The organism is Mesorhizobium sp. M7A.F.Ca.MR.176.00.0.0, from assembly GCF_004023165.1.
Classification (GTDB): Bacteria; Pseudomonadota; Alphaproteobacteria; order Rhizobiales; family Rhizobiaceae; genus Mesorhizobium.
Genome location: NZ_RZTC01000066.1, coordinates 17281 through 34300 on the forward strand (window position 1 = coordinate 17281; position 17020 = coordinate 34300).

Consider the following 17020-nt stretch of genomic DNA (forward strand, 5'->3'; position numbering starts at 1 on the left):
TTCACGATCGAAATCGGGATTGCCGGCCTGCTGCGCAAGACGGTCACGCGTCTTGCGCACCGCGCGCGCCACATCGCTGTTGCGATGAGGTTTCCTGCGGTCCACAATGAACTTGTCCGCTGTGTTCGAGCGTTGCAAGGGCATCAAAACTTCAATTTATGCGAGCAGCGGTTTCCAAGTGTTAAGCTACGTTCGAATGATTAACCAACCGTTTGCCATATGAGCCGCTCATGGTCGCCAAGACCGCGCCGGAGATACGTTGCGCGCCCCAGAAGCCTGTGGCGCCGGCTGGTGGATTACGGGCTTGCCGTCATCATCCTCGGACTGCTGATCCTGCTGGCGGCCCGCCTCGACCGGGTGGAGACACGCAAGACACAGGGCCTGGCAATCATCAACGACGGCGATTCGATCACGCTAGGCACTGAGCGTATCCGCATGCGCGGCATCGATGCTCCGGAATATACGCAGACCTGCCGCAAGAACGGTACTGACTATTCCTGCGGCACGCTTGCGCGCCAGTCGCTGGTTCGCCTGATCGCCGGCAAGCCCGTCTCCTGTACCGGCTGGCAGCGTGATCGTTATGGCCGGCTGCTCGGCGACTGCACCGCCGGCGGCAAGGATCTCAACCGCGCGCAGGTCGAGGCGGGCTGGGCGGTTGCCTATGGCGACTTCGAGAGCGAGGAGGCCGTCGCCCGGGCGGGAAAGGCCGGCATCTGGGCGGGAACGTTCGATCAGCCGCAGGATTGGCGAGACAGCCATCACGGCGAAGTCGTCGAGAAGAAGCACGGCACACTGGTGTCGATCGGCGATGCCGTGCGCGAGATTTTTCGCTTCTGGTGATGCGCGTCCTGAAAGCCGAACCGAGAACGAACAGGAGGATGGAATGAAACTCTTCGACGGTGGCCGGGCGCCCAACCCAAGGCGGGTCCGCGTTTTCCTGGCCGAGAAAGGCATCGAAGTTCCACAGGTGCCCATCGACATGGGGGCGCTGGAACACAGGCAACAGGCGGTCAGCTCGCGCAATCCCTTGCAGCGCCTGCCGGTGCTGGAACTCGACGACGGCACCGTCATCACGGAATCCGTCGCCATCTGCCGTTATTTCGAGGAACTGCATCCCGAACCGGCCCTGTTCGGGCGTGGCGCACTCGGCAGGGCGCAGGTCGAGATGTGGCAGAGGCGGATGGAATTCAATTTGCTCAGCTGCGTCACGCAGGCCTTCCGGCACACCCATCCGGCCATGAAGGAATGGGAAATCCCGCAGGTCTCGGAATGGGGCGAGGCCAACAAGCCGAAGGCCGTGGCGTTCCTTAGGCTGCTGGATGGAGAACTGGGCAGCCGGGAGTTCATCGCCGGTGACAGCTATTCGATCGCCGACATCACCGGCCTGATCGCTGTGGACTTCATGAAGCCGGCACGCATCAAGGTGCCGGATGATTGCGCGAATGTGTTGCGCTGGCATCAGGCCGTCTCCAGCCGGCCGAGCGCATCAGCCTGAGAATGACTGCCGAACTCGAAAACCTCGTCGCCAAGGTCCGCGCCTGTCGCATCTGCGTGGAAAATCCGGCCGGTAAGCCGTTGCCGCATGAGCCGCGACCTGTGCTGCGCCCATCGTCCAGCGCCCGTATCCTGATCGCCAGCCAGGCGCCGGGGACCAAGGTGCATCTGTCGGGCATGCCGTTCACCGACGCCTCCGGCGATCGCTTGCGCAGTTGGCTTGGCGTGACGAGCGACGAATTCTACGACATCGAAAAATTCGCCATCGTGCCGATGGGTTTCTGCTTTCCCGGCCAGGATGCCAAGGGGGGAGACCTGCCGCCGAGGCGCGAATGCGCGCCGGCCTGGCGCGCGCCATTGATGGCCTCGATGCCACGGATCGATCTCGTGCTGACGATCGGCATCTATGCGCAGTCCTGGCACATGGGTGCGGCGCGCCGGCCCTCACTGACGGAAACGGTCATGGACTGGCGCTCCATCTGGGAGAATTCCGTCGGTCCCAAAGTGCTGCCGCTGCCGCATCCCTCGTGGCGCAACACCGGCTGGCTGAAGAAGAATCCATGGTTTGAAATGGATTTGCTGCCTTTTCTGCGTTCGGAAATCCGCTATCGCCTCAGATGATCTTTCAGCAAGAAATCACTCGCTTTTCCGTCAATTGGCAGAATTTCTTTCTTGTGAAAGGTCGAAATAAGGGGGAGTATAGCCAATCTATTCCCCTGGGGAGCAAAATATGGATCGCCTCGATAGAAAAATCCTCCGCCTCTTGCAGGAGGACGCGACACTCGCGGTCGCCGACGTCGCCAAGAAAGTCGGGCTGTCGACGACGCCTTGCTGGAGGCGCATCCAGAAGCTCGAGGAGGAGGGCGTCATCAAGCGGCGCGTTGCCATTCTCGACCATGAAAAGGTCAATGTGCGCGTCACCGTCTTCGTGTCGATCCGCACCAATTCGCATAGCCATGAATGGCTGCGGCGTTTCTCGGAAGTCATCCAGGAGTTTCCCGAGGTGGTCGAGTTCTACCGCATGAGCGGCGACGTCGACTATCTCCTGCGCGTCGTGGTGCCCGACATCGCGGCCTATGACGCCTTCTACAAGCGGCTGATCGCCAAGATCGAAATCCGTGACGTTTCATCATCCTTCGCCATGGAGCAGATCAAGTACACGACCGAAATCCCGCTCGACTACATGGTGCTGGACAAGGAATCGGGTGCCAACGCCGCCTGAACTGCAGCAGGTTGTCCTGCTTAGTTCTTCTTTTTGTTGAGGAAACTCCAGGGAGAATTGACCGGCAGGGTGACGGTGTCCGGCACGCTGCCGACAGCGACCACATCTGCCTTGCGGACGCTGTAGCCAGACTGGATGACGCTGACGCCGTCGAGGATGAACAGCTGGCTCTTCTCCATGTCCGGCTTCAGCGCGCCGGTGACCGCGACAGGCTGATACGCCTCGGACATTTTGTAGGGACGGGCCGGCGTGACCAAGACAATCTGGTTGGGCGGGGGCGTCGGCATGTGGCTGCACGCACCCGTCCAGGGCACCAGCAGGAACTGATAGACGAGATCGCCATCGCGATCGACCGGCAATGCGTAGCCGGCTAGCTGAATGCTTTTGTCCTGCAGGTTGAGGGACAGCGTCTCGCCATGGTCGGGCAATTTTTCCGCGATCATCGGCAGCCCGACGTTTTCGGCGGCGGATTGCGTAGCCGGACGCAGATCCTTCCAGAATATGTGCGCGGTCTCGGCCGAGGCATCGGTGGCCGCGGACACAAACAAAGAGGCAGCGAGCGCCAGGGTTGACTTTAGAGGATTGCTCATTGGCCGCTTCCTTTGAATCTGGAGTAAAGACGCCGCTGCCAATGACGTCAACGCTCCCGCCGCATCACATGTCGGCAGCCGCACCATAAGGCGACGAGATCCAGACATGCCGGAAAGCGGAATCCCGCGCCGTCAGCCTTTCCTGGCGGCGATCCGCGCGAGCGTCTTTGCATTGGTCAACTCCCTTAGGGCGTCCTTGCCGATCCAGCGCGCCGTCTTGTCAGCCGACTGCGCCAGCCGTTCGGCGACAGCCAGGGCAGCGCCGTGCATGTCCATCGATCGTTTGCCGATCGACCGAAGCGCCCAGTTCACGGCCTTCTTCACGAAATTGCGGCTGTCGTTCGCATGCGTTTCGAGGATCGGCAGGAAGGAGAGGAAGGTCGCCCCTGGCTCCTTCTTCCGGTGGACGACGGACCAGGCCATCATGGCGAAGGCCGTGCGCCGAACGAACTCCCGCTCATCGGCCGCAAACTCGGCGATCAGTTCTTTCCAGGCGTCCGTATCGACAAAGAGATCGGAGACGCCGTCGACGATGTCCCAGGAGTCGAAACTAGCCGCCCATCGTCTTGCATCTTCAGCAGAAAACCGTTTCGGGTCAGCCGTGACGGAGGCGATGAACTGCGCCTCCATGATGCCGGTGTCCCATAGCTCGAAGGCGCGCTCGTGGTTGCGTTTGATCTTCCTGGCGATCTGCCGCTGCATGCCGTGCGTGATACCAAGTGCACGGTCGATCTTGATGCCGTAGCGCAACATGCCGAGGCGGTTCTCCTCCGATCCGATAGCGCGCAGATGGGCGACGATTTCCGCGACACTTGACTGAGGCGAAAGCTCTGCCACCGCAGAAACCTATTTCTCGAGACGGGCGAGCAGCGAGGACGTGTCCCAGCGCTTGCCACCCATCGCCTGCACATCCTTGTAGAACTGGTCGACGAGTGCGGTGACCGGCAGTCTGGCGCCATTGCGATCGGCCTCGGCCAGGCAGATGCCGAGATCCTTGCGCATCCAGTCGACGGCGAAGCCGAAATCATATTTGCCGGCGTTCATCGTCTTGTGGCGGTTCTCCATCTGCCAGGAGCCCGCGGCGCCCTTGGAAATCACCTCGATCACCTTCTCGATGTCGAGCCCGGCCTTCTTGCCAAAATGGATGCCTTCGGCCAGGCCCTGGACGAGACCGGCGATGGTGATCTGGTTGATCATCTTGGTGAGCTGGCCGGCACCGGCCGACCCCATCAAGCCGACCATGCGGGCAAAAGCGTCGATGACAGGCTTCGCTCTGTCGAAAGCGTCCTGCTCGCCGCCGACCATGACGGTCAGCACGCCGTTCTCGGCGCCGGCCTGGCCGCCCGAGACCGGCGCGTCGAGAAACGAAAAACCACCGACTTGCGCCGCCGCCGCCAGCTCGCGAGCGACCTCGGCCGAGGCCGTGGTGTTGTCGATGAAGACCGAACCCTTCTTCATCGATTTGAAGGCGCCTTCCGGACCGGTCGTCACCGAACGCAAATCGTCGTCATTGCCGACACAGGAGAAGACAAAATCCTTGCCTTCGGCGGCCTGTGCTGGCGTCGCCGCAAGGCTACCGCCATGCCGGCCAACCCATTGCTCGGCCTTGGCCTTGGTGCGGTTGTAGACGGTGACGTCATGGCCGCCCTTGTTCTTCAAGTGCCCGGCCATCGGATAGCCCATCACGCCAAGACCGAGAAATGCAACAGATGCCATGAGCTTGCCCTTCAGAAACGGAATTTGCTGCGAGACGTCTAGGCTCTGCGCGCAATTCGTCAAGATGCGCAGGGCAGGATCGACTGGTGCAGCTGAATTTGAAAATAGTCAGCGTTTCAGGTGAACGGTGATCCGGCGCTCGATCCATTCGACTCCATGACGCAATATCTCGACCATCACCAGATAGACGAGCGCGACCCAGATATAGGCCTGGATGTCGAACGAGTTGGCGAAGGCGAGCTTGGCATTGCCCATCAGATCATAGACCGTGATGATGGCGACGATGGCGGAAGCCTTGACCATCAGGATCAGTTCGTTGCCATAGGGCCGCAAGGCGACGATCAAGGCTTGCGGCAGGATGATCTTGCGCAAGGTTTGCAGTTTGTGCAGGCCAAGCGATGCCGCCCCTTCCCATTGCCCTCTTGGCACGCTCTCGATGGCGCCGCGCAGAATCTCGGCCTGATAGGCGGCGGTGTTGAGCGCAAAGGCAAAGACGCCGCAATTGAATGCGTCCTTGAAAAAGTCCCAGAGGCCGATCGACTGGAGCTCGACCCTGAACGAGCCCAATCCGTAATAGACGAGATAAGTCTGCACCAGCCGCGGCGTGCCGCGGAAGAAATAGACGTAGCAATAGGCGAGGCCGGACAGGATCCGGTTCTTGGACATGCGCCCATAAGCGACGGGCACCGACAGAATCGCGCCGAGCACCATCGATATAGAAACCAGCGCGAGCGTAACCCCAAGCCCGCTCAAATAGGCGGGCGCATATTTGGCGAAGAAAGCGGGATTCCAGGCAAGGAAGAGATAGCTGACGATGCCAATGCCGAACAAAATCCATAGGCAGACCAGCGCGTAACCGGCGATACGCCTGCGCGGCCAGCCGCGCGCCCGTGGCGGCGGACGTTCGACCATTGTGGCCGTGGCGCTCATCGCTGCGCCTCCTGCCGGCCAAGCGAGCGCAGAATAGCGCTGGTGGCGAAGGACGACAGGACGGCCAGGCCAAGAAACACCAGCGAGGCGACACCGAAGAACAGGAAAGCATGCTTGGTGACGCGGGCGGCAATGCTAGCGTTACGCAGCGTCTCGGCCAGGCCGACGACCGACACCAGCGATGTGTCCTTGAGCAGGCTGAGCCAGCAGTTCTCCAGGCCGGGGAACGCGATGCGCAGCAGCTGCGGCACGATCACCTTGCGCATGGTCAGCCAGTTCGAAAGACCAATGGCATAGCCGCCTTCATACTGGCCTTTGGGAATGGCGCGGAAGGCGGAAAGAAAAACCTCGCTGGCATAGGACGAGAAGATCAGCGCAAGCACGATCATGCCGGCGACGAAGCTGTTGACGTCGATGGTGGTGTCCGGCCGGAAATACCTGACGAGATGCTGCAGCAGGATCGGCATGCCGAAGAAGAACAGGAAAAGCGTCACCAGTTCCGGCAGGCCGCGAAAGACCGTGGTGTAGATGTTGGCGGCAAGGCGCAGCGAGGGTTCTTCGGACTGCTTGGCGAGGGCGATGAAAAAGCCGATCGTCAATCCGATGGGCAGCGTGGCAAGCGCAAGCGCAATGGTGATCAGTGCGCCATAGGCAATATCGTCAAGCCAGCCTTCGGGTCCCCAACTGAGAAGTGTCCATATGCTCTGGGCTGGCATCGACCGGTCTTATCTCCACGGCATTCCTGAGATGAATAGAAAGACGGCGGGGAAATTCCCGCCGTCTTGACCTTTATCAGGACTCGGCGCCGTAGACGTCGAACTTGAAGTACTTGTCGTTGATTTCCTTGTATTTTCCATTGGCGCGGATGGCGTCGATGGCCGAATTGAGCTTGTTGACCAGGTCGGTCTCGCCCTTGCGCACGGCAATGCCGGCGCCCGGCCCGAATATCTCGACCGGCTGCGGCGACGGCTGGCCAAGGATCTTGCAGCAGGCGCCATCAGGCGAATCCAGAAACTGCTGCAGCACGACGATATCGTCCTGGATGGCGTCGAGACGCCCATTGGCAAGATCGGCCTGCTCCTCGGGGCTGCTCGGATAACCCTTGACGGTGCTGTCGGTGTAGGTCTTCGAGGCATAGTTGAAATGCGTGGTGGTGGTGGCGACGCCGATGGTCTTGCCGGCGAGATCTTCCTTGGTCACGCCTTTCAGCGTCGAGTCTTTCGGCACCGCGAGCGCCGACGGCGTGTTGTAGTATTTGTTCGAGAAGTCGACCTTTTCCTTGCGCTCGGGCGTGATCGACATCGAGGCGACGATGGCATCGAACTTGCCGGCCTGGAGGGCTGGAATGATGCCGTCCCAATCCTGGGCGACGAAGGTGCACTTGACCTTCATCTCGTCACAAAGCGCCTTGGCGATGTCGATGTCGAAGCCAACGAGCTGTCCGTCGGCGGTCAAATTGTTAAATGGCGGGTAGGCGCCTTCGGTGCCGATCCTCAGGGTCTTTTCCTGGGCCTGGGCGACGCCGAGCGTCAGCAGCGCGGCCGATGCGGCAAGCGCGATACGCAGTGAAATACGCATGATGGTCCTCTCTTTATGGTCCCGGCCGTCGTTCCGAACGGCTCTGTGGGGCGGTGCTTTTGACCGCCCGCTGGCGCGATACTCCCACTCTTTCCAAGAAAAAAGCAACTGCAAAACCGTAAAAATGGGCAAGGCTATTCTGCCGTTGCGTCAGCGCTCAAGCAACGAGCCCGGTGGTGCGCTCGATGAAGTCGGCTATCGATTTTGCATCGTCGAGATCGAATACCGGCAGCTGCTCGCCTTCAATCGCAAAATCGGCTGCGACAGCGACGATGTTGGGATCCTCCGCCGAAAGCGGCGTGCGGTCCTTCGCATCCAGCCGGCGGGTTTCGATCTTGTCGTGGGCTTCGCGCTTGTAGCCCTCGACCAGCACCAGGTCGCAAGGGGCAAGCCGCGACAGGACAGTCTCCAATGTCGGCTCATCCTCGCCGCGCAGCTCGTGCATCAGTGCCCAGCGAACGCCGGAGACGATCGCGACTTCGGTGGCGCCGGCCTGCCGGTGGCGAAAACTGTCGGCACCCGGTTTGTCGATGTCGAAATCATGATGGGCGTGTTTCACCGTCGACACCTTCCAGCCGCGCCGGACAAGTTCGGTGACCAGCCTTTCGGTCAAAGTCGTCTTGCCGGAATTCTTCCAGCCGGTGATGCCGAAGACGCGTCTGTTCATGGCTTGATGCTCTGCAACAGACGCTCGGCAAACACAAGATCGTCCGGTTCGTTGATGTTGAAGAAAGGGTCGATCCCCGCCGATTGCAGAACCGGGAATTCCACCTCGACAAAACCGTGCCGGTCGATGAAAGCCGAAACCCGCCTGATATCCTCGTCGACCAGAAAGTGCCGCAAGGCATCGCGGCAGCCGAGCGGCCAGAGCGCGAAGGTCGGGTGCCGCTTGCCGGCCGAGCAGGCTACGGCAATCGAACTGGGACTTCGATCGGCGGCCGCTGCCAGGCGCTCGACAAGGTTCAACGGCAGGAAAGGCGTGTCGCCGGCAGCACTGACGATCGCTTTGCAAGACGTATTGGCCGCGGCCCATTCGAGGCCGGTCAGGATTCCGGCGAGCGGCCCGGCAAAGCCGGGCACGCTGTCGGCAAGCACCGGCAGTCCAAAGCGCAGGAATCGCGCAGGGGCGCCATTGGCGCTGAGCGCCAGCGATTCTATTTGCGGGGTGAAGCGCGACACGACCTGGTCAAGCAGGCAGCCATCGCCAAGCGGCAACAGGCTCTTGTCGCCACCGCCCATCCGTCTCGACTGGCCACCGGCCAGGATGATCCCCGCAATGTCTCGCTTCATGCCACGAAGCCTGTACGCCAGCCGTCGGAAATCACAAGAACCTTCAATGATCTGGCTAGATTCCGTCAGGCACCATTGTCGGCCCCGTGCTTTCGGCGACGATCTTTCGCCGGCCGACCACACGCTCGCGGTAGAGCGCATAAAGGCCGGAGCCGATGATGATGGTGGCGCCGACGATCATCGGCGGATCGGGGATATCGGCAAAGATGAAAAGGCCAAGCAGGATTGACCAGATCAGGGCGGTATAGCGGAACGGCGCGATGAAGGAGATGTCGCCCGCCCGCATCGCCATGATGATGAACTGGTAGCCGATCACCACCAGCACCGCGGCCAGAGCCAGCAGGGCTGTGCTGTCCCCCGTCATCGGCGTCCAGCCGCCCATTGCCGGCAACAGCGCCGCACCGACGATTGTCATGGCAAGCGCGGTCGCCGTCGACACCAGCAATGTCGGAATGGCCTTGGGAATCTGCTTGGTGGCGAGATCGCGCACCGCACAACAGGCGACGCTGGCCAGCGCCGCCAGCGAGTAGATGCTGAACCCTTCAAAGCCGGGCCGCACGATAATCAGCACACCGGCAAATCCGATGGCGATGGCCAGCCAGCGCCGCCAGCCGACAGCCTCGCTAAAGACGAGTGCGGCCCCCATCGTCACCGCCAGTGGCAGCGCCTGCAGCACCGCCGAAACATCGGCGATCGGCAAATGGGCGAGGGCGACGAGGAAACTCACCGTTGCGCCGGCCTCGCTGATCACGCGCAAGGCGACCAGAGGCTGCAGCATCGAGCCCGGGCGGGCGAGAGCGCCGCGCTGCCAGGCGAGCAAGCCGACGAAAAGCGAAGCGAAAGCCCCACGGATCAACATGACCTGCGCCATGTTCATCGATTGTGACGAGTATTTGGTGATGGCATCGTTGAGGCAGAAGCCGGCCATCGCCACCATCATGAACAACGCGCCGCGAATATTTGGTGACAGGGGCAAGACGGCTACCGGTTCTGCTAATGCATGTCGCCCAAAAGTGACCTCGGTTTTGGGGAAACGACACGCATAAGAAACAAAGACCTAAAGCGCGTCGCCTGAATCCGTTCAAACGCGACGCGCTTTAGGCAGCAAGCCTGTAACAGCCGGGCGTGAAACAGCAACAGCAAAGGGCTGGGCCACAGCCTTGTTTGTGGCTCAGAAGATCACCTGCAATGGCGGCAGAACTTACTTCTTCGGCGTCAGCACCTCGGTGCCATTGCCTTCCTTGCCGGCGATGGTCCACAGACCATGCAACGAGCCGTCGTCCGTCATCTTGTAGACGACGAGGCCGATATCCTTGCCCATGACATAGCCGGCCGAGAAGGCATCATCGTTGCGCATGCAGATGCCGTCGGAAGATGAGCCACCGGTTTCCCAATGGATCGCGCAGGTCGTCCCGCTGGTCAGCGTGATGGTTGCCTCGCCGCCATAGGCAGAGCCGTCGAAGTTGGTGCCGGCGACCGCATAAGTGCCGCCGATCGACTGTGCCGCAGCGGGCACGGCCGCGAGACCAAGCAAGGCTAGAGAAAGAACGAGTTTGCGCATGGTGTATTCCCCCTGTGAGCGAAGATCCGCTTCCAGGGAAGGCTAGGCTGGAACAAGCTAGCCGTAAATCCGGCTGCGGTTCGCGAACAAGACTTTTTCTGGGGTGTGGTCCGAAACTTTCATGGCCCTTGAGACTGCCGGCAATGGCGCCGACCAGCGGGTCGTATTTCGACTTCAGGGCCGGAGGGTAGTCGACCCAGACCGTGCGGATGATACCGTCTCTCCCAAACAGACGTCGCTCGTAAAACATCTTTCCATCCTTAACGCCCGACAGCACCGCCCAATCGCTGCCGGCCTTGCCATAGGTCACCTTGTAGCCGGCTTCATCGCTGGCCTTCTCGGCCGCCACAAAGCCCTTCGGCGTATCGTTGTCTATGTTGAGGATGCCGGAGCAGATCAGGCTGGCGCCATCGGCGCTCAGCCATTGCTGTCCGTCGCCATTATCGGGCTCCGGCTGGCGATCGGTGAAGATCTCGTCGGGAAAGGTGCAGACGGTGCCGAAGCGCTCGTTCACATAAGTGAACGGCGCGGCGACCGCACTGCTTGCTGCCATTGTCGCAATCGCCAGGAATGAAGAGTGCAGCCGCATGCTCGCCTCGAGTCATGATCCGAAGCGATCTTGCATGAATTTCACGAAAAGATCAGCCGCCGGTGACGCTCATATGGCGTGACACCGATGGGCGGCTGGTGCGGCGGTCGATGATGAAGTCGTGGCCCTTGGGCTTGCGGCCGATGGCTTCGTCTATTGCATCGGCGACCAGCTCGTTGCCTTCGGAGGCGCGCAAGGGCGCGCGCAGGTCGGCGGCATCTTCCTGGCCCAGGCACATATAGAGGGTGCCGGTGCAGGTCAGCCGGACGCGGTTGCAGCTTTCGCAGAAATTATGCGTCATCGGCGTGATGAAGCCGAGCCGTCCGCCAGTCTCTGCGACCTGGACATAGCGGGCCGGGCCGCCGGTCTTGAAGGGAATGTCGGTCAGCGTGAACTGGCGTTCCAGCGACGCGCGCAGCAGCGACAGCGGCAGATACTGGTCGGTGCGGTCGGCATCGATCTCGCCCATCGGCATGGTTTCGATGACCGTCAGGTCCATGCCGCGGCCATGCGCCCAGCGCATCATCTCGGGCAGCTCGGCGTCGTTGAAATCCTTCAATGCCACCGCGTTGAGCTTGACCTTCAGCCCCGCCGCCTGCGCGGCATCGATGCCTTGCATGACCTTGTCGAGATGGCCCCAGCGGGTGATATTGTGGAACTTGTCGGCATCGAGCGTATCGAGCGACACGTTGATGCGCTTGACGCCGCAATCGGCGAGTTCGGCGGCAAAACGCGACAGCTGCGAGCCGTTGGTGGTCAGCGTCAGCTCTTCCAGCGCGCCGCTGGCGAGATGCCGCGAGAGCTGGCGCACCAGATGCATGATGTTCTTGCGCACCAGCGGCTCACCGCCGGTCAGGCGCAATCGCCTGACGCCCTTTTCGATGAAAACCGTGCACAGCCGGTCGAGCTCTTCCAGCGACAGCAGGTCCTTCTTCGGCAGGAAGGCCATGTCCTCGGCCATGCAATAGGTGCAGCGGAAATCGCAGCGGTCGGTGACCGACACGCGGAGATAGCTGATCGTGCGGCCGAAAGGATCAATCATGTCCATGCTTCAAGCGCTTCCTGTGGCCGTGAACGGCTTCGTTATATACCGCTATGTGATACGATCCGGCCTGCCATTCAAGATAGCGCCTCTCGATCTTTGGTAACATCTCTCAGCCGACATCGCATGTCGGTCGGTCTCATCAGGCCTTTTCCCGTTTGGCGAAGCGGCGTAGGGAAGGGCGGATGAGACGGGATCGAACAGCATGACCGCACCGAAAGAGCTCAGGGTCTCCAAGGACCGCAAACTTCTGTCCGTCACCTTTCCCGACCACCATCCATTCGAATTACCGGCGGAACTGCTGCGCGTCGCCTCGCCATCGGCCGAAGTGCAAGGCCATTCGCCGGATCAGCGGGTGACGGTCCCCGGCAAGCGCAATGTGGCAATCCTCAAGATCGAGCCAGTCGGCAACTACGCCGTGCGCATCACCTTCGACGATTTCCACGACACCGGCATCTTCACCTGGAATTACCTGCATGCGCTCGGCCACGAGAAGGATGCGCGCTGGGAAGCCTATCTCGCGGAGCTTGCGGAAAAGGGCCTGAGCCGGGACCGCTAAAATTGATTCCCCTCGCTGTCGTCAAAACGTCATCGAGATGGCGTAGCGCCGGCAAAGGTTCGGAGGCGAAAACATGTCCGTCATCACCACGGTCGAGCAGCTCGAGGCGCTCTATGGGGTTCCAGGCGAGGCCTCGCTGGTCAAGGAACTCGACCAAATCATTCCCGAATATGCCGCCTTTATCGAAGCCTCGCCCTTTGTCGCGCTGGCGACCAGCGGGCCGGAGGGGCTTGATTGCTCGCCGCGCGGCGATCTCGCCGGCTTTGTGCGCATCCATGATCCGAAAACCCTGATGATGCCGGACCGTCGCGGCAACAACCGCGCCGATTCGCTGAAAAACATTATCCGCGACCCACGTGTTGGGCTGCTGTTCCTGGTACCTGGTTCGGGCACGACGCTGCGCATCAATGGCCGCGCTCATGTTACAACGGATACAGCGCTGTGCGCGTCATTCACGGTGGAAGGCAAGGCGGCTCGATCGGTGACCGTCATCGATATCGACTCGGTCTATTTCCAATGCGCCCGGGCCATCGTCCGCTCCGAGCTCTGGAACGCAGCAAGGCACGTCGACCCGAAGTCGCTGCCGACGCCCGGACAGATCCTGGAAATCACCAGCCGCAGGAACATCGACGGCGAGACCTACGACAAGGAATGGCCGGAACGGGCGAAGAAGACGATGTGGTAGGTCCGGGCTGAAAGGCCGTCACGCCTCTTTCAGCACATCATAGATCTTGCGCATCTGCTCGCCGATCATGTCGCATTGCTCCGGCGTCGACTGGCTCATCGCCTTCTCGATCAGCGCCATATGCACTTTCAGCGCCTGCATCAACAGCGCCTCGCCAGCCTCGGTGAGGGCAAGCCGCAGGATGCGCTTGTCCTTCTCGTCGCCTTCGCGGAGCAGCAGGCCACGCGCTTCCAGCTGCGGCAAAAGCATGGTGATGTTGGAACGGCCGACGAGCAGCTTGCGGGCAAGATCGTGCTGCGACATGCCGGGGTGGCGATAGAGGTTCATCAGCACGTCGAGCTGCGCCGGTTTCAAATCGAGCGGCGCAAGCTTTACCGCCAGCGTGCGCTCCAGCAAATGACAGGCGCGCGCCACCGCGACCCAGTTGCGGAAACGCGGGTTATCCCAAGGCAGCTCTTGTTTATTGTTCATCTTTGAACTATTATGTTCATGCTTGAACGTATGGATGGATTTTCACTATGGCATCATTCGGGCTGAAGGTCATCCGGGGCGTGTTCGGTGCGGCAGAGCGTGTCGCGCCGCGGCTTAGCGGACGCGCGGCGTTCGAATTGTTCTGCCGCACCCCGAATGTCAAGGCGCTCAGCGATGGCGAGCGCCGTGCTGTCGACCGTGCGGCCGGGTTCATGACCGAGGCGCGTCATCACCGGCTGAAGACCGCGACCGGCTGCGTCATGGTGCACGAGTTCCGCCCGGAGCCGGGCAGGGCGGCCGCCGGCACGGTGCTCGTCGTCCATGGCTGGCGCTCGCGCACCGAATATATGCGCGCCTTGATAGAAGGTTATCGCGCCGCCGGCCACCGGGTCGTTTCGCTTGACCTGCCCGGCCACGGCCAGTCGCAGGGCCGGCGCCTGAACATGGTCAATGCGGTGGATGCGGTGCGGGTTGCCGGCGAATGGTTCGGCCCCTTCGTGGCGGCGGTCGGCCATTCCTTCGGCGGCGCCGTCGCCGCCAACGCCATCGCCGGTTCGGTCAAGAACATCCCGCCACTGGCGGCCGGACGCCTGGTGCTGATCGCGGCGCCAAGTTCCCTGCCGGCGATCTTTGCCGACTTCAGCCGCATGCTCAATGTCGGCCCGCGCTCGCAAGCCGCCATGGCGGACCGGGTCGAGCATCTTTCCGGCCGCCCCCTGCACGAATTCACCGGCGACCGTCAGCTCGCCCAGGCGCCGGTGCCGACCCTGGTCATCCATGCGCAGGACGACCGCGAAGTCTCGGCCGATCATGCAAGGCGCTATGCCGGCGCCGGCGGCCATGTGCGGCTCTACTGGGCCGACGGGCTCGGCCACCGCCGCATTCTCGCCGACAAGGGCGTGGTCGAACGCGCGGTTGGCTTCGTGGCGAATCGCGAGCCATTGCTGCTGCACTGAGCGGCGGTCGAGATTATTTCTTCTTCTCGCCGGGTTCGACCGGCAGTCCGGCGGCCTTCCAGGCGGTGTAGCCGCCAAGGATGTGCTTGACCGGCGAAAGCCCCATGTCCTGCGCCGTCTTTGTGGCCAGCGCCGAGCGCCAGCCGCCGGCGCAGAAGAACACGAAGTTCTTGCCCGAGGCGAAGAAGGGCTTGTGGTAAGGGCTTTCGGGGTCGATCCAGAACTCCAGCATGCCGCGCGTGACATGCTTGGCGCCGGGAATCTTGCCGTCGCGTTCCACTTCGCGTGGATCGCGCAGATCGACGAAGATGGTGTCTTCATCGTCGATCAGCCCGGCCGCCTCCTCCGGCGAAACCACCTCGATCACGGCGTTCGCCTCGTCCAGCAGCTCGCGATAACCCTTTTTCACGCTCTCATCCCTCCCGCCTTGCTGGCGGATTTCGAGCACACCAGCCGGCGTTTGTCACGCCGCGCTGCCGCCGGCCAGCGTCCTCCAGGCCGCCATGGCCCCGGCTACCGTCGCCAGCAGGGCATTATGCGAGGCGCCGTCGCGCGCCTGGATCGACATGCCGTGCTGGACCGTGGCGAAGAAGGTCGCGGCGGCGCTCGCATCGAAATCCGTCGGCAATTCGCCTTCGGCAACGCCGCGCTCCAGACGCTTCTGCAGTGCGGTGTGGTTTTCGGCGCGACGACGGCGCAGGTCGTCGCAGATGGCGCCGCGGCTCGAATCCTGATGCAGTGCGCCCAGCGTGATCAGGCAGCCTTGCGGACGATCGCTCTGCGCATAGGCCCTCGCCGTCAGGCTCAGGAATTGTTCGATCGCCTGCCGCGCGGTCGGAGCTTCCTCCAGCGCCAGCCAGATGTCGGCACCCTCGGTGTGCGAGTAAAAATCCGTCGCCTCCAGGAACAGCGCCTCCTTGCTGCCGAAGGCAGCGTAGAGGCTGGGCGAGTTGATGCCCATGGCGGCGGTCAGCTCGCTCATCGATGCGCCTTCGTAACCACGGGCCCAGAACACCTCCATCGCGCGGCGCAGGGCTGCGGTTCGATCGAAAGTGCGGGGGCGGCCTCGTTCCGACATGATGCTCTTTTCTGTGTTGATCGATACATAATTAAGTTGACGCCGACGGGCAAGGCTGACAGGTATTTATGTATCGATCGTTACAAAAGGAGAAATCGATGTCATCCAACCAACTGGGCGGCAAGGCCGCGCTCGTCACCGGCGGCAGTCGCGGCATCGGTGCGGCGATTGCGCGACGGCTCGCGGCCGACGGCGCCAGTGTCGCGCTGACTTATGTGCATGGCGAGGAGCAGGCCCGCTCGGTTGTCGCCGAAATCGAGGCCAAGGGCGGCCGCGCCATCGCGATCAAGGCCGACAACCGCGATGCGGTGGCCATAGACAAGGCCGTCGATGACGCAGTGACCGCCTTCGGCCGGCTCGACATCCTGGTCAACAGCGCCGGCATCTGGCGGGCCGCCCCCATCGACACGCTGTCGCTCGCAGATTTCGACGAGACCATGGAGGTCAATCTCCGGGCTCCATTCATCGCCTCGAAGGCGGCGGCCGTGCATATGGGTGAGGGCGGCAGCATCATCTCGATCGGCAGCAACCTTGCCGAGAGGGCGACCGACGGCAGCCTCACGGCCTATTCGGCCAGCAAGGCGGCGCTGGTCGGCCTGACCAAGGCGCTGGCGCGTGACCTCGGCCCGCGCGGCATCACCGCCAACGTCGTCCATCCCGGTTCGACCGACACCGACATGAACCCGGCCGACGGCCCGCATGCCGAGCATCAGCGCCGGAAAATGGCAACACCGCGTTTCGGCAAGGCCGATGACATTGCCGGTATGGTCGCCTGGCTTGCAGGCCCTGAAGGCCGCTTCGTCACCGGCGCTGCCCTGACCATCGATGGCGGCGCCAACGCCTGATCCCGAGAGATTTCCGGCTGGGGCGGAACAACCCTCCGCTCCAGCCGTCACGATCTTGTGAAACCGTTCTGCAACAGGCTTTCCAAAATTTATGAAAGCTTAACGAAATCGGTATGAATCAGTATAGTCGCGCCTTACATCCGCCATGCGGTGAGCGGGACGATCTAGCGTGCGGAACGGGAACCGGTTGCGGCCGGAGCGGGTGATTCATGAAATTCCTCGGAAACAAAGCAACCGTGATGCCGCTGGTGGCGATCGCGGCAACGCTGGCTTTCGGTGTACCCCAGGCAGGCGCGCAGGGGCTGTTCGACATGCTTTTCGGCGGCGGCGTAAAGCATGCGCCGAAAGGCGAGTTTCCGCCCCCGCCACCGAAGCACAAACCAAAGCCGAAGGCTCCGGCCAGCGGTGGCGGTG

The 17020-nt window shown here is 62.0% G+C and carries 24 protein-coding genes and 1 pseudogene; 11 read left to right on the forward strand and 14 right to left on the reverse strand.

Features of this window, described 5'->3' with window-relative positions; translation table 11 throughout:
• The 5 genes from EOB59_RS36515 to EOB59_RS21250 all read left to right on the forward strand — a co-directional run.
• On the forward strand, positions 1 to 204 hold a 204-nt coding region (locus tag EOB59_RS36515; protein ID WP_245486692.1), incomplete at its 5' end, for a hypothetical protein.
• A 15-nt stretch (positions 205 to 219) separates the two neighbouring features.
• Positions 220 to 840 (forward strand): thermonuclease family protein, encoded by a 621-nt coding sequence (locus tag EOB59_RS21235; RefSeq protein WP_128289157.1) that lies wholly within the window; start codon positions 220 to 222, stop codon positions 838 to 840.
• Positions 841 to 883: 43 nt separating this feature from the next.
• Positions 884 to 1495: a glutathione S-transferase gene (locus tag EOB59_RS21240; RefSeq protein ID WP_127810426.1), complete on the forward strand. Its 612-nt coding sequence runs from the start codon at positions 884 to 886 to the stop codon at positions 1493 to 1495.
• Positions 1435 to 2115 carry a uracil-DNA glycosylase family protein gene (locus tag EOB59_RS21245; protein ID WP_127810425.1) on the forward strand — a complete coding sequence of 227 codons (681 nt, stop codon included), beginning with the start codon at positions 1435 to 1437 and terminating at the stop codon, positions 2113 to 2115. Before EOB59_RS21240 ends, EOB59_RS21245 begins: the two co-directional genes overlap by 61 nt.
• A 109-nt stretch (positions 2116 to 2224) precedes the next feature.
• A complete protein-coding gene (locus EOB59_RS21250) occupies positions 2225 to 2716 on the forward strand; it encodes an Lrp/AsnC family transcriptional regulator (protein WP_006205209.1) in 492 nt (163 codons plus the stop codon).
• A gap of 20 nt (positions 2717 to 2736) precedes the next feature.
• On the opposite strand, the gene EOB59_RS21255 is transcribed toward EOB59_RS21250, so the two are convergent.
• The 10 genes from EOB59_RS21255 to EOB59_RS21300 form a co-directional block, all read right to left on the reverse strand.
• On the reverse strand, positions 2737 to 3393 hold the full coding sequence (locus EOB59_RS21255) for a DUF3299 domain-containing protein (RefSeq protein ID WP_245481728.1): 657 nt from the start codon (positions 3391 to 3393) through the stop codon (positions 2737 to 2739).
• 45 nt (positions 3394 to 3438) lie between these two features.
• Positions 3439 to 4143 carry a DNA alkylation repair protein gene (locus EOB59_RS21260; RefSeq protein WP_128289158.1) on the reverse strand — a complete coding sequence of 235 codons (705 nt, stop codon included), beginning with the start codon at positions 4141 to 4143 and terminating at the stop codon, positions 3439 to 3441.
• 9 nt (positions 4144 to 4152) lie between these two features.
• On the reverse strand, positions 4153 to 5022 hold the full coding sequence (locus EOB59_RS21265; RefSeq protein WP_127397788.1) for an NAD(P)-dependent oxidoreductase: 870 nt from the start codon (positions 5020 to 5022) through the stop codon (positions 4153 to 4155).
• Between the two features lie 108 nt (positions 5023 to 5130).
• A complete protein-coding gene (locus EOB59_RS21270; protein WP_128289159.1) occupies positions 5131 to 5952 on the reverse strand; it encodes an ABC transporter permease in 822 nt (273 codons plus the stop codon).
• Positions 5949 to 6668 carry an ABC transporter permease gene (locus tag EOB59_RS21275; protein WP_127270845.1) on the reverse strand — a complete coding sequence of 240 codons (720 nt, stop codon included), beginning with the start codon at positions 6666 to 6668 and terminating at the stop codon, positions 5949 to 5951. Before EOB59_RS21275 ends, EOB59_RS21270 begins: the two co-directional genes overlap by 4 nt.
• Before the next feature lie 76 nt (positions 6669 to 6744).
• A complete protein-coding gene (locus EOB59_RS21280; RefSeq protein ID WP_128289160.1) occupies positions 6745 to 7530 on the reverse strand; it encodes an ABC transporter substrate-binding protein in 786 nt (261 codons plus the stop codon).
• 157 nt (positions 7531 to 7687) lie between these two features.
• Positions 7688 to 8197: a molybdopterin-guanine dinucleotide biosynthesis protein B gene (gene mobB / locus EOB59_RS21285; RefSeq protein WP_127269775.1), complete on the reverse strand. Its 510-nt coding sequence runs from the start codon at positions 8195 to 8197 to the stop codon at positions 7688 to 7690.
• A complete protein-coding gene (mobA, locus tag EOB59_RS21290; protein WP_128289161.1) occupies positions 8194 to 8820 on the reverse strand; it encodes a molybdenum cofactor guanylyltransferase MobA in 627 nt (208 codons plus the stop codon). Before mobA ends, mobB begins: the two co-directional genes overlap by 4 nt.
• 55 nt (positions 8821 to 8875) lie before the next feature.
• Positions 8876 to 9796, reverse strand: coding sequence for a DMT family transporter (locus EOB59_RS21295; protein WP_128289162.1), 921 nt, complete (start codon positions 9794 to 9796; stop codon positions 8876 to 8878).
• Positions 9797 to 10021: 225 nt separating this feature from the next.
• Complete coding sequence (locus EOB59_RS21300; protein ID WP_128289163.1) at positions 10022 to 10381, reverse strand: hypothetical protein; 360 nt, start codon at positions 10379 to 10381, stop codon at positions 10022 to 10024.
• A 121-nt stretch (positions 10382 to 10502) separates the two neighbouring features.
• Between EOB59_RS21300 and EOB59_RS35335 the strand changes: the two genes are divergently transcribed.
• Entirely contained in the window at positions 10503 to 10955 is a 453-nt protein-coding gene (locus EOB59_RS35335; protein ID WP_164895708.1) for a hypothetical protein, read from the forward strand.
• A gap of 67 nt (positions 10956 to 11022) precedes the next feature.
• On the opposite strand, the gene moaA is transcribed toward EOB59_RS35335, so the two are convergent.
• Positions 11023 to 12018, reverse strand: coding sequence for a GTP 3',8-cyclase MoaA (moaA, locus tag EOB59_RS21310; protein ID WP_128289164.1), 996 nt, complete (start codon positions 12016 to 12018; stop codon positions 11023 to 11025).
• A gap of 199 nt (positions 12019 to 12217) precedes the next feature.
• Between moaA and EOB59_RS21315 the strand changes: the two genes are divergently transcribed.
• Together EOB59_RS21315 and EOB59_RS21320 are read left to right on the forward strand one after the other, a co-directional pair.
• Positions 12218 to 12571 carry a DUF971 domain-containing protein gene (locus EOB59_RS21315; RefSeq protein ID WP_127810416.1) on the forward strand — a complete coding sequence of 118 codons (354 nt, stop codon included), beginning with the start codon at positions 12218 to 12220 and terminating at the stop codon, positions 12569 to 12571.
• A 73-nt stretch (positions 12572 to 12644) separates the two neighbouring features.
• Positions 12645 to 13256 (forward strand): pyridoxamine 5'-phosphate oxidase family protein, encoded by a 612-nt coding sequence (locus EOB59_RS21320; RefSeq protein ID WP_128289165.1) that lies wholly within the window; start codon positions 12645 to 12647, stop codon positions 13254 to 13256.
• Between the two features lie 18 nt (positions 13257 to 13274).
• On the opposite strand, the gene EOB59_RS21325 is transcribed toward EOB59_RS21320, so the two are convergent.
• Complete coding sequence (locus EOB59_RS21325) at positions 13275 to 13727, reverse strand: MarR family transcriptional regulator (RefSeq protein WP_128289166.1); 453 nt, start codon at positions 13725 to 13727, stop codon at positions 13275 to 13277.
• A 47-nt stretch (positions 13728 to 13774) separates the two neighbouring features.
• Here EOB59_RS21325 and EOB59_RS21330 point away from each other — a divergent pair, with 47 nt between their 5' ends.
• Positions 13775 to 14683, forward strand: coding sequence for an alpha/beta hydrolase (locus EOB59_RS21330; RefSeq protein WP_127270854.1), 909 nt, complete (start codon positions 13775 to 13777; stop codon positions 14681 to 14683).
• Between the two features lie 13 nt (positions 14684 to 14696).
• Here EOB59_RS21330 and EOB59_RS21335 read toward each other — a convergent pair whose 3' ends face one another.
• Together EOB59_RS21335 and EOB59_RS21340 are read right to left on the reverse strand one after the other, a co-directional pair.
• The gene (locus EOB59_RS21335) at positions 14697 to 15092 is read right to left on the reverse strand and encodes a rhodanese-like domain-containing protein (RefSeq protein ID WP_127270856.1); all 396 of its coding nucleotides are present in this window, start codon (positions 15090 to 15092) and stop codon (positions 14697 to 14699) included.
• Between the two features lie 54 nt (positions 15093 to 15146).
• Entirely contained in the window at positions 15147 to 15761 is a 615-nt protein-coding gene (locus tag EOB59_RS21340) for a TetR/AcrR family transcriptional regulator (protein ID WP_128289167.1), read from the reverse strand.
• A gap of 98 nt (positions 15762 to 15859) precedes the next feature.
• Here EOB59_RS21340 and EOB59_RS21345 point away from each other — a divergent pair, with 98 nt between their 5' ends.
• Positions 15860 to 16606 (forward strand): 3-oxoacyl-ACP reductase family protein, encoded by a 747-nt coding sequence (locus tag EOB59_RS21345; protein ID WP_127380162.1) that lies wholly within the window; start codon positions 15860 to 15862, stop codon positions 16604 to 16606.
• A gap of 209 nt (positions 16607 to 16815) precedes the next feature.
• Positions 16816 to 17020 (forward strand): annotated as a pseudogene (locus EOB59_RS36520) (hypothetical protein); the annotation flags it as partial.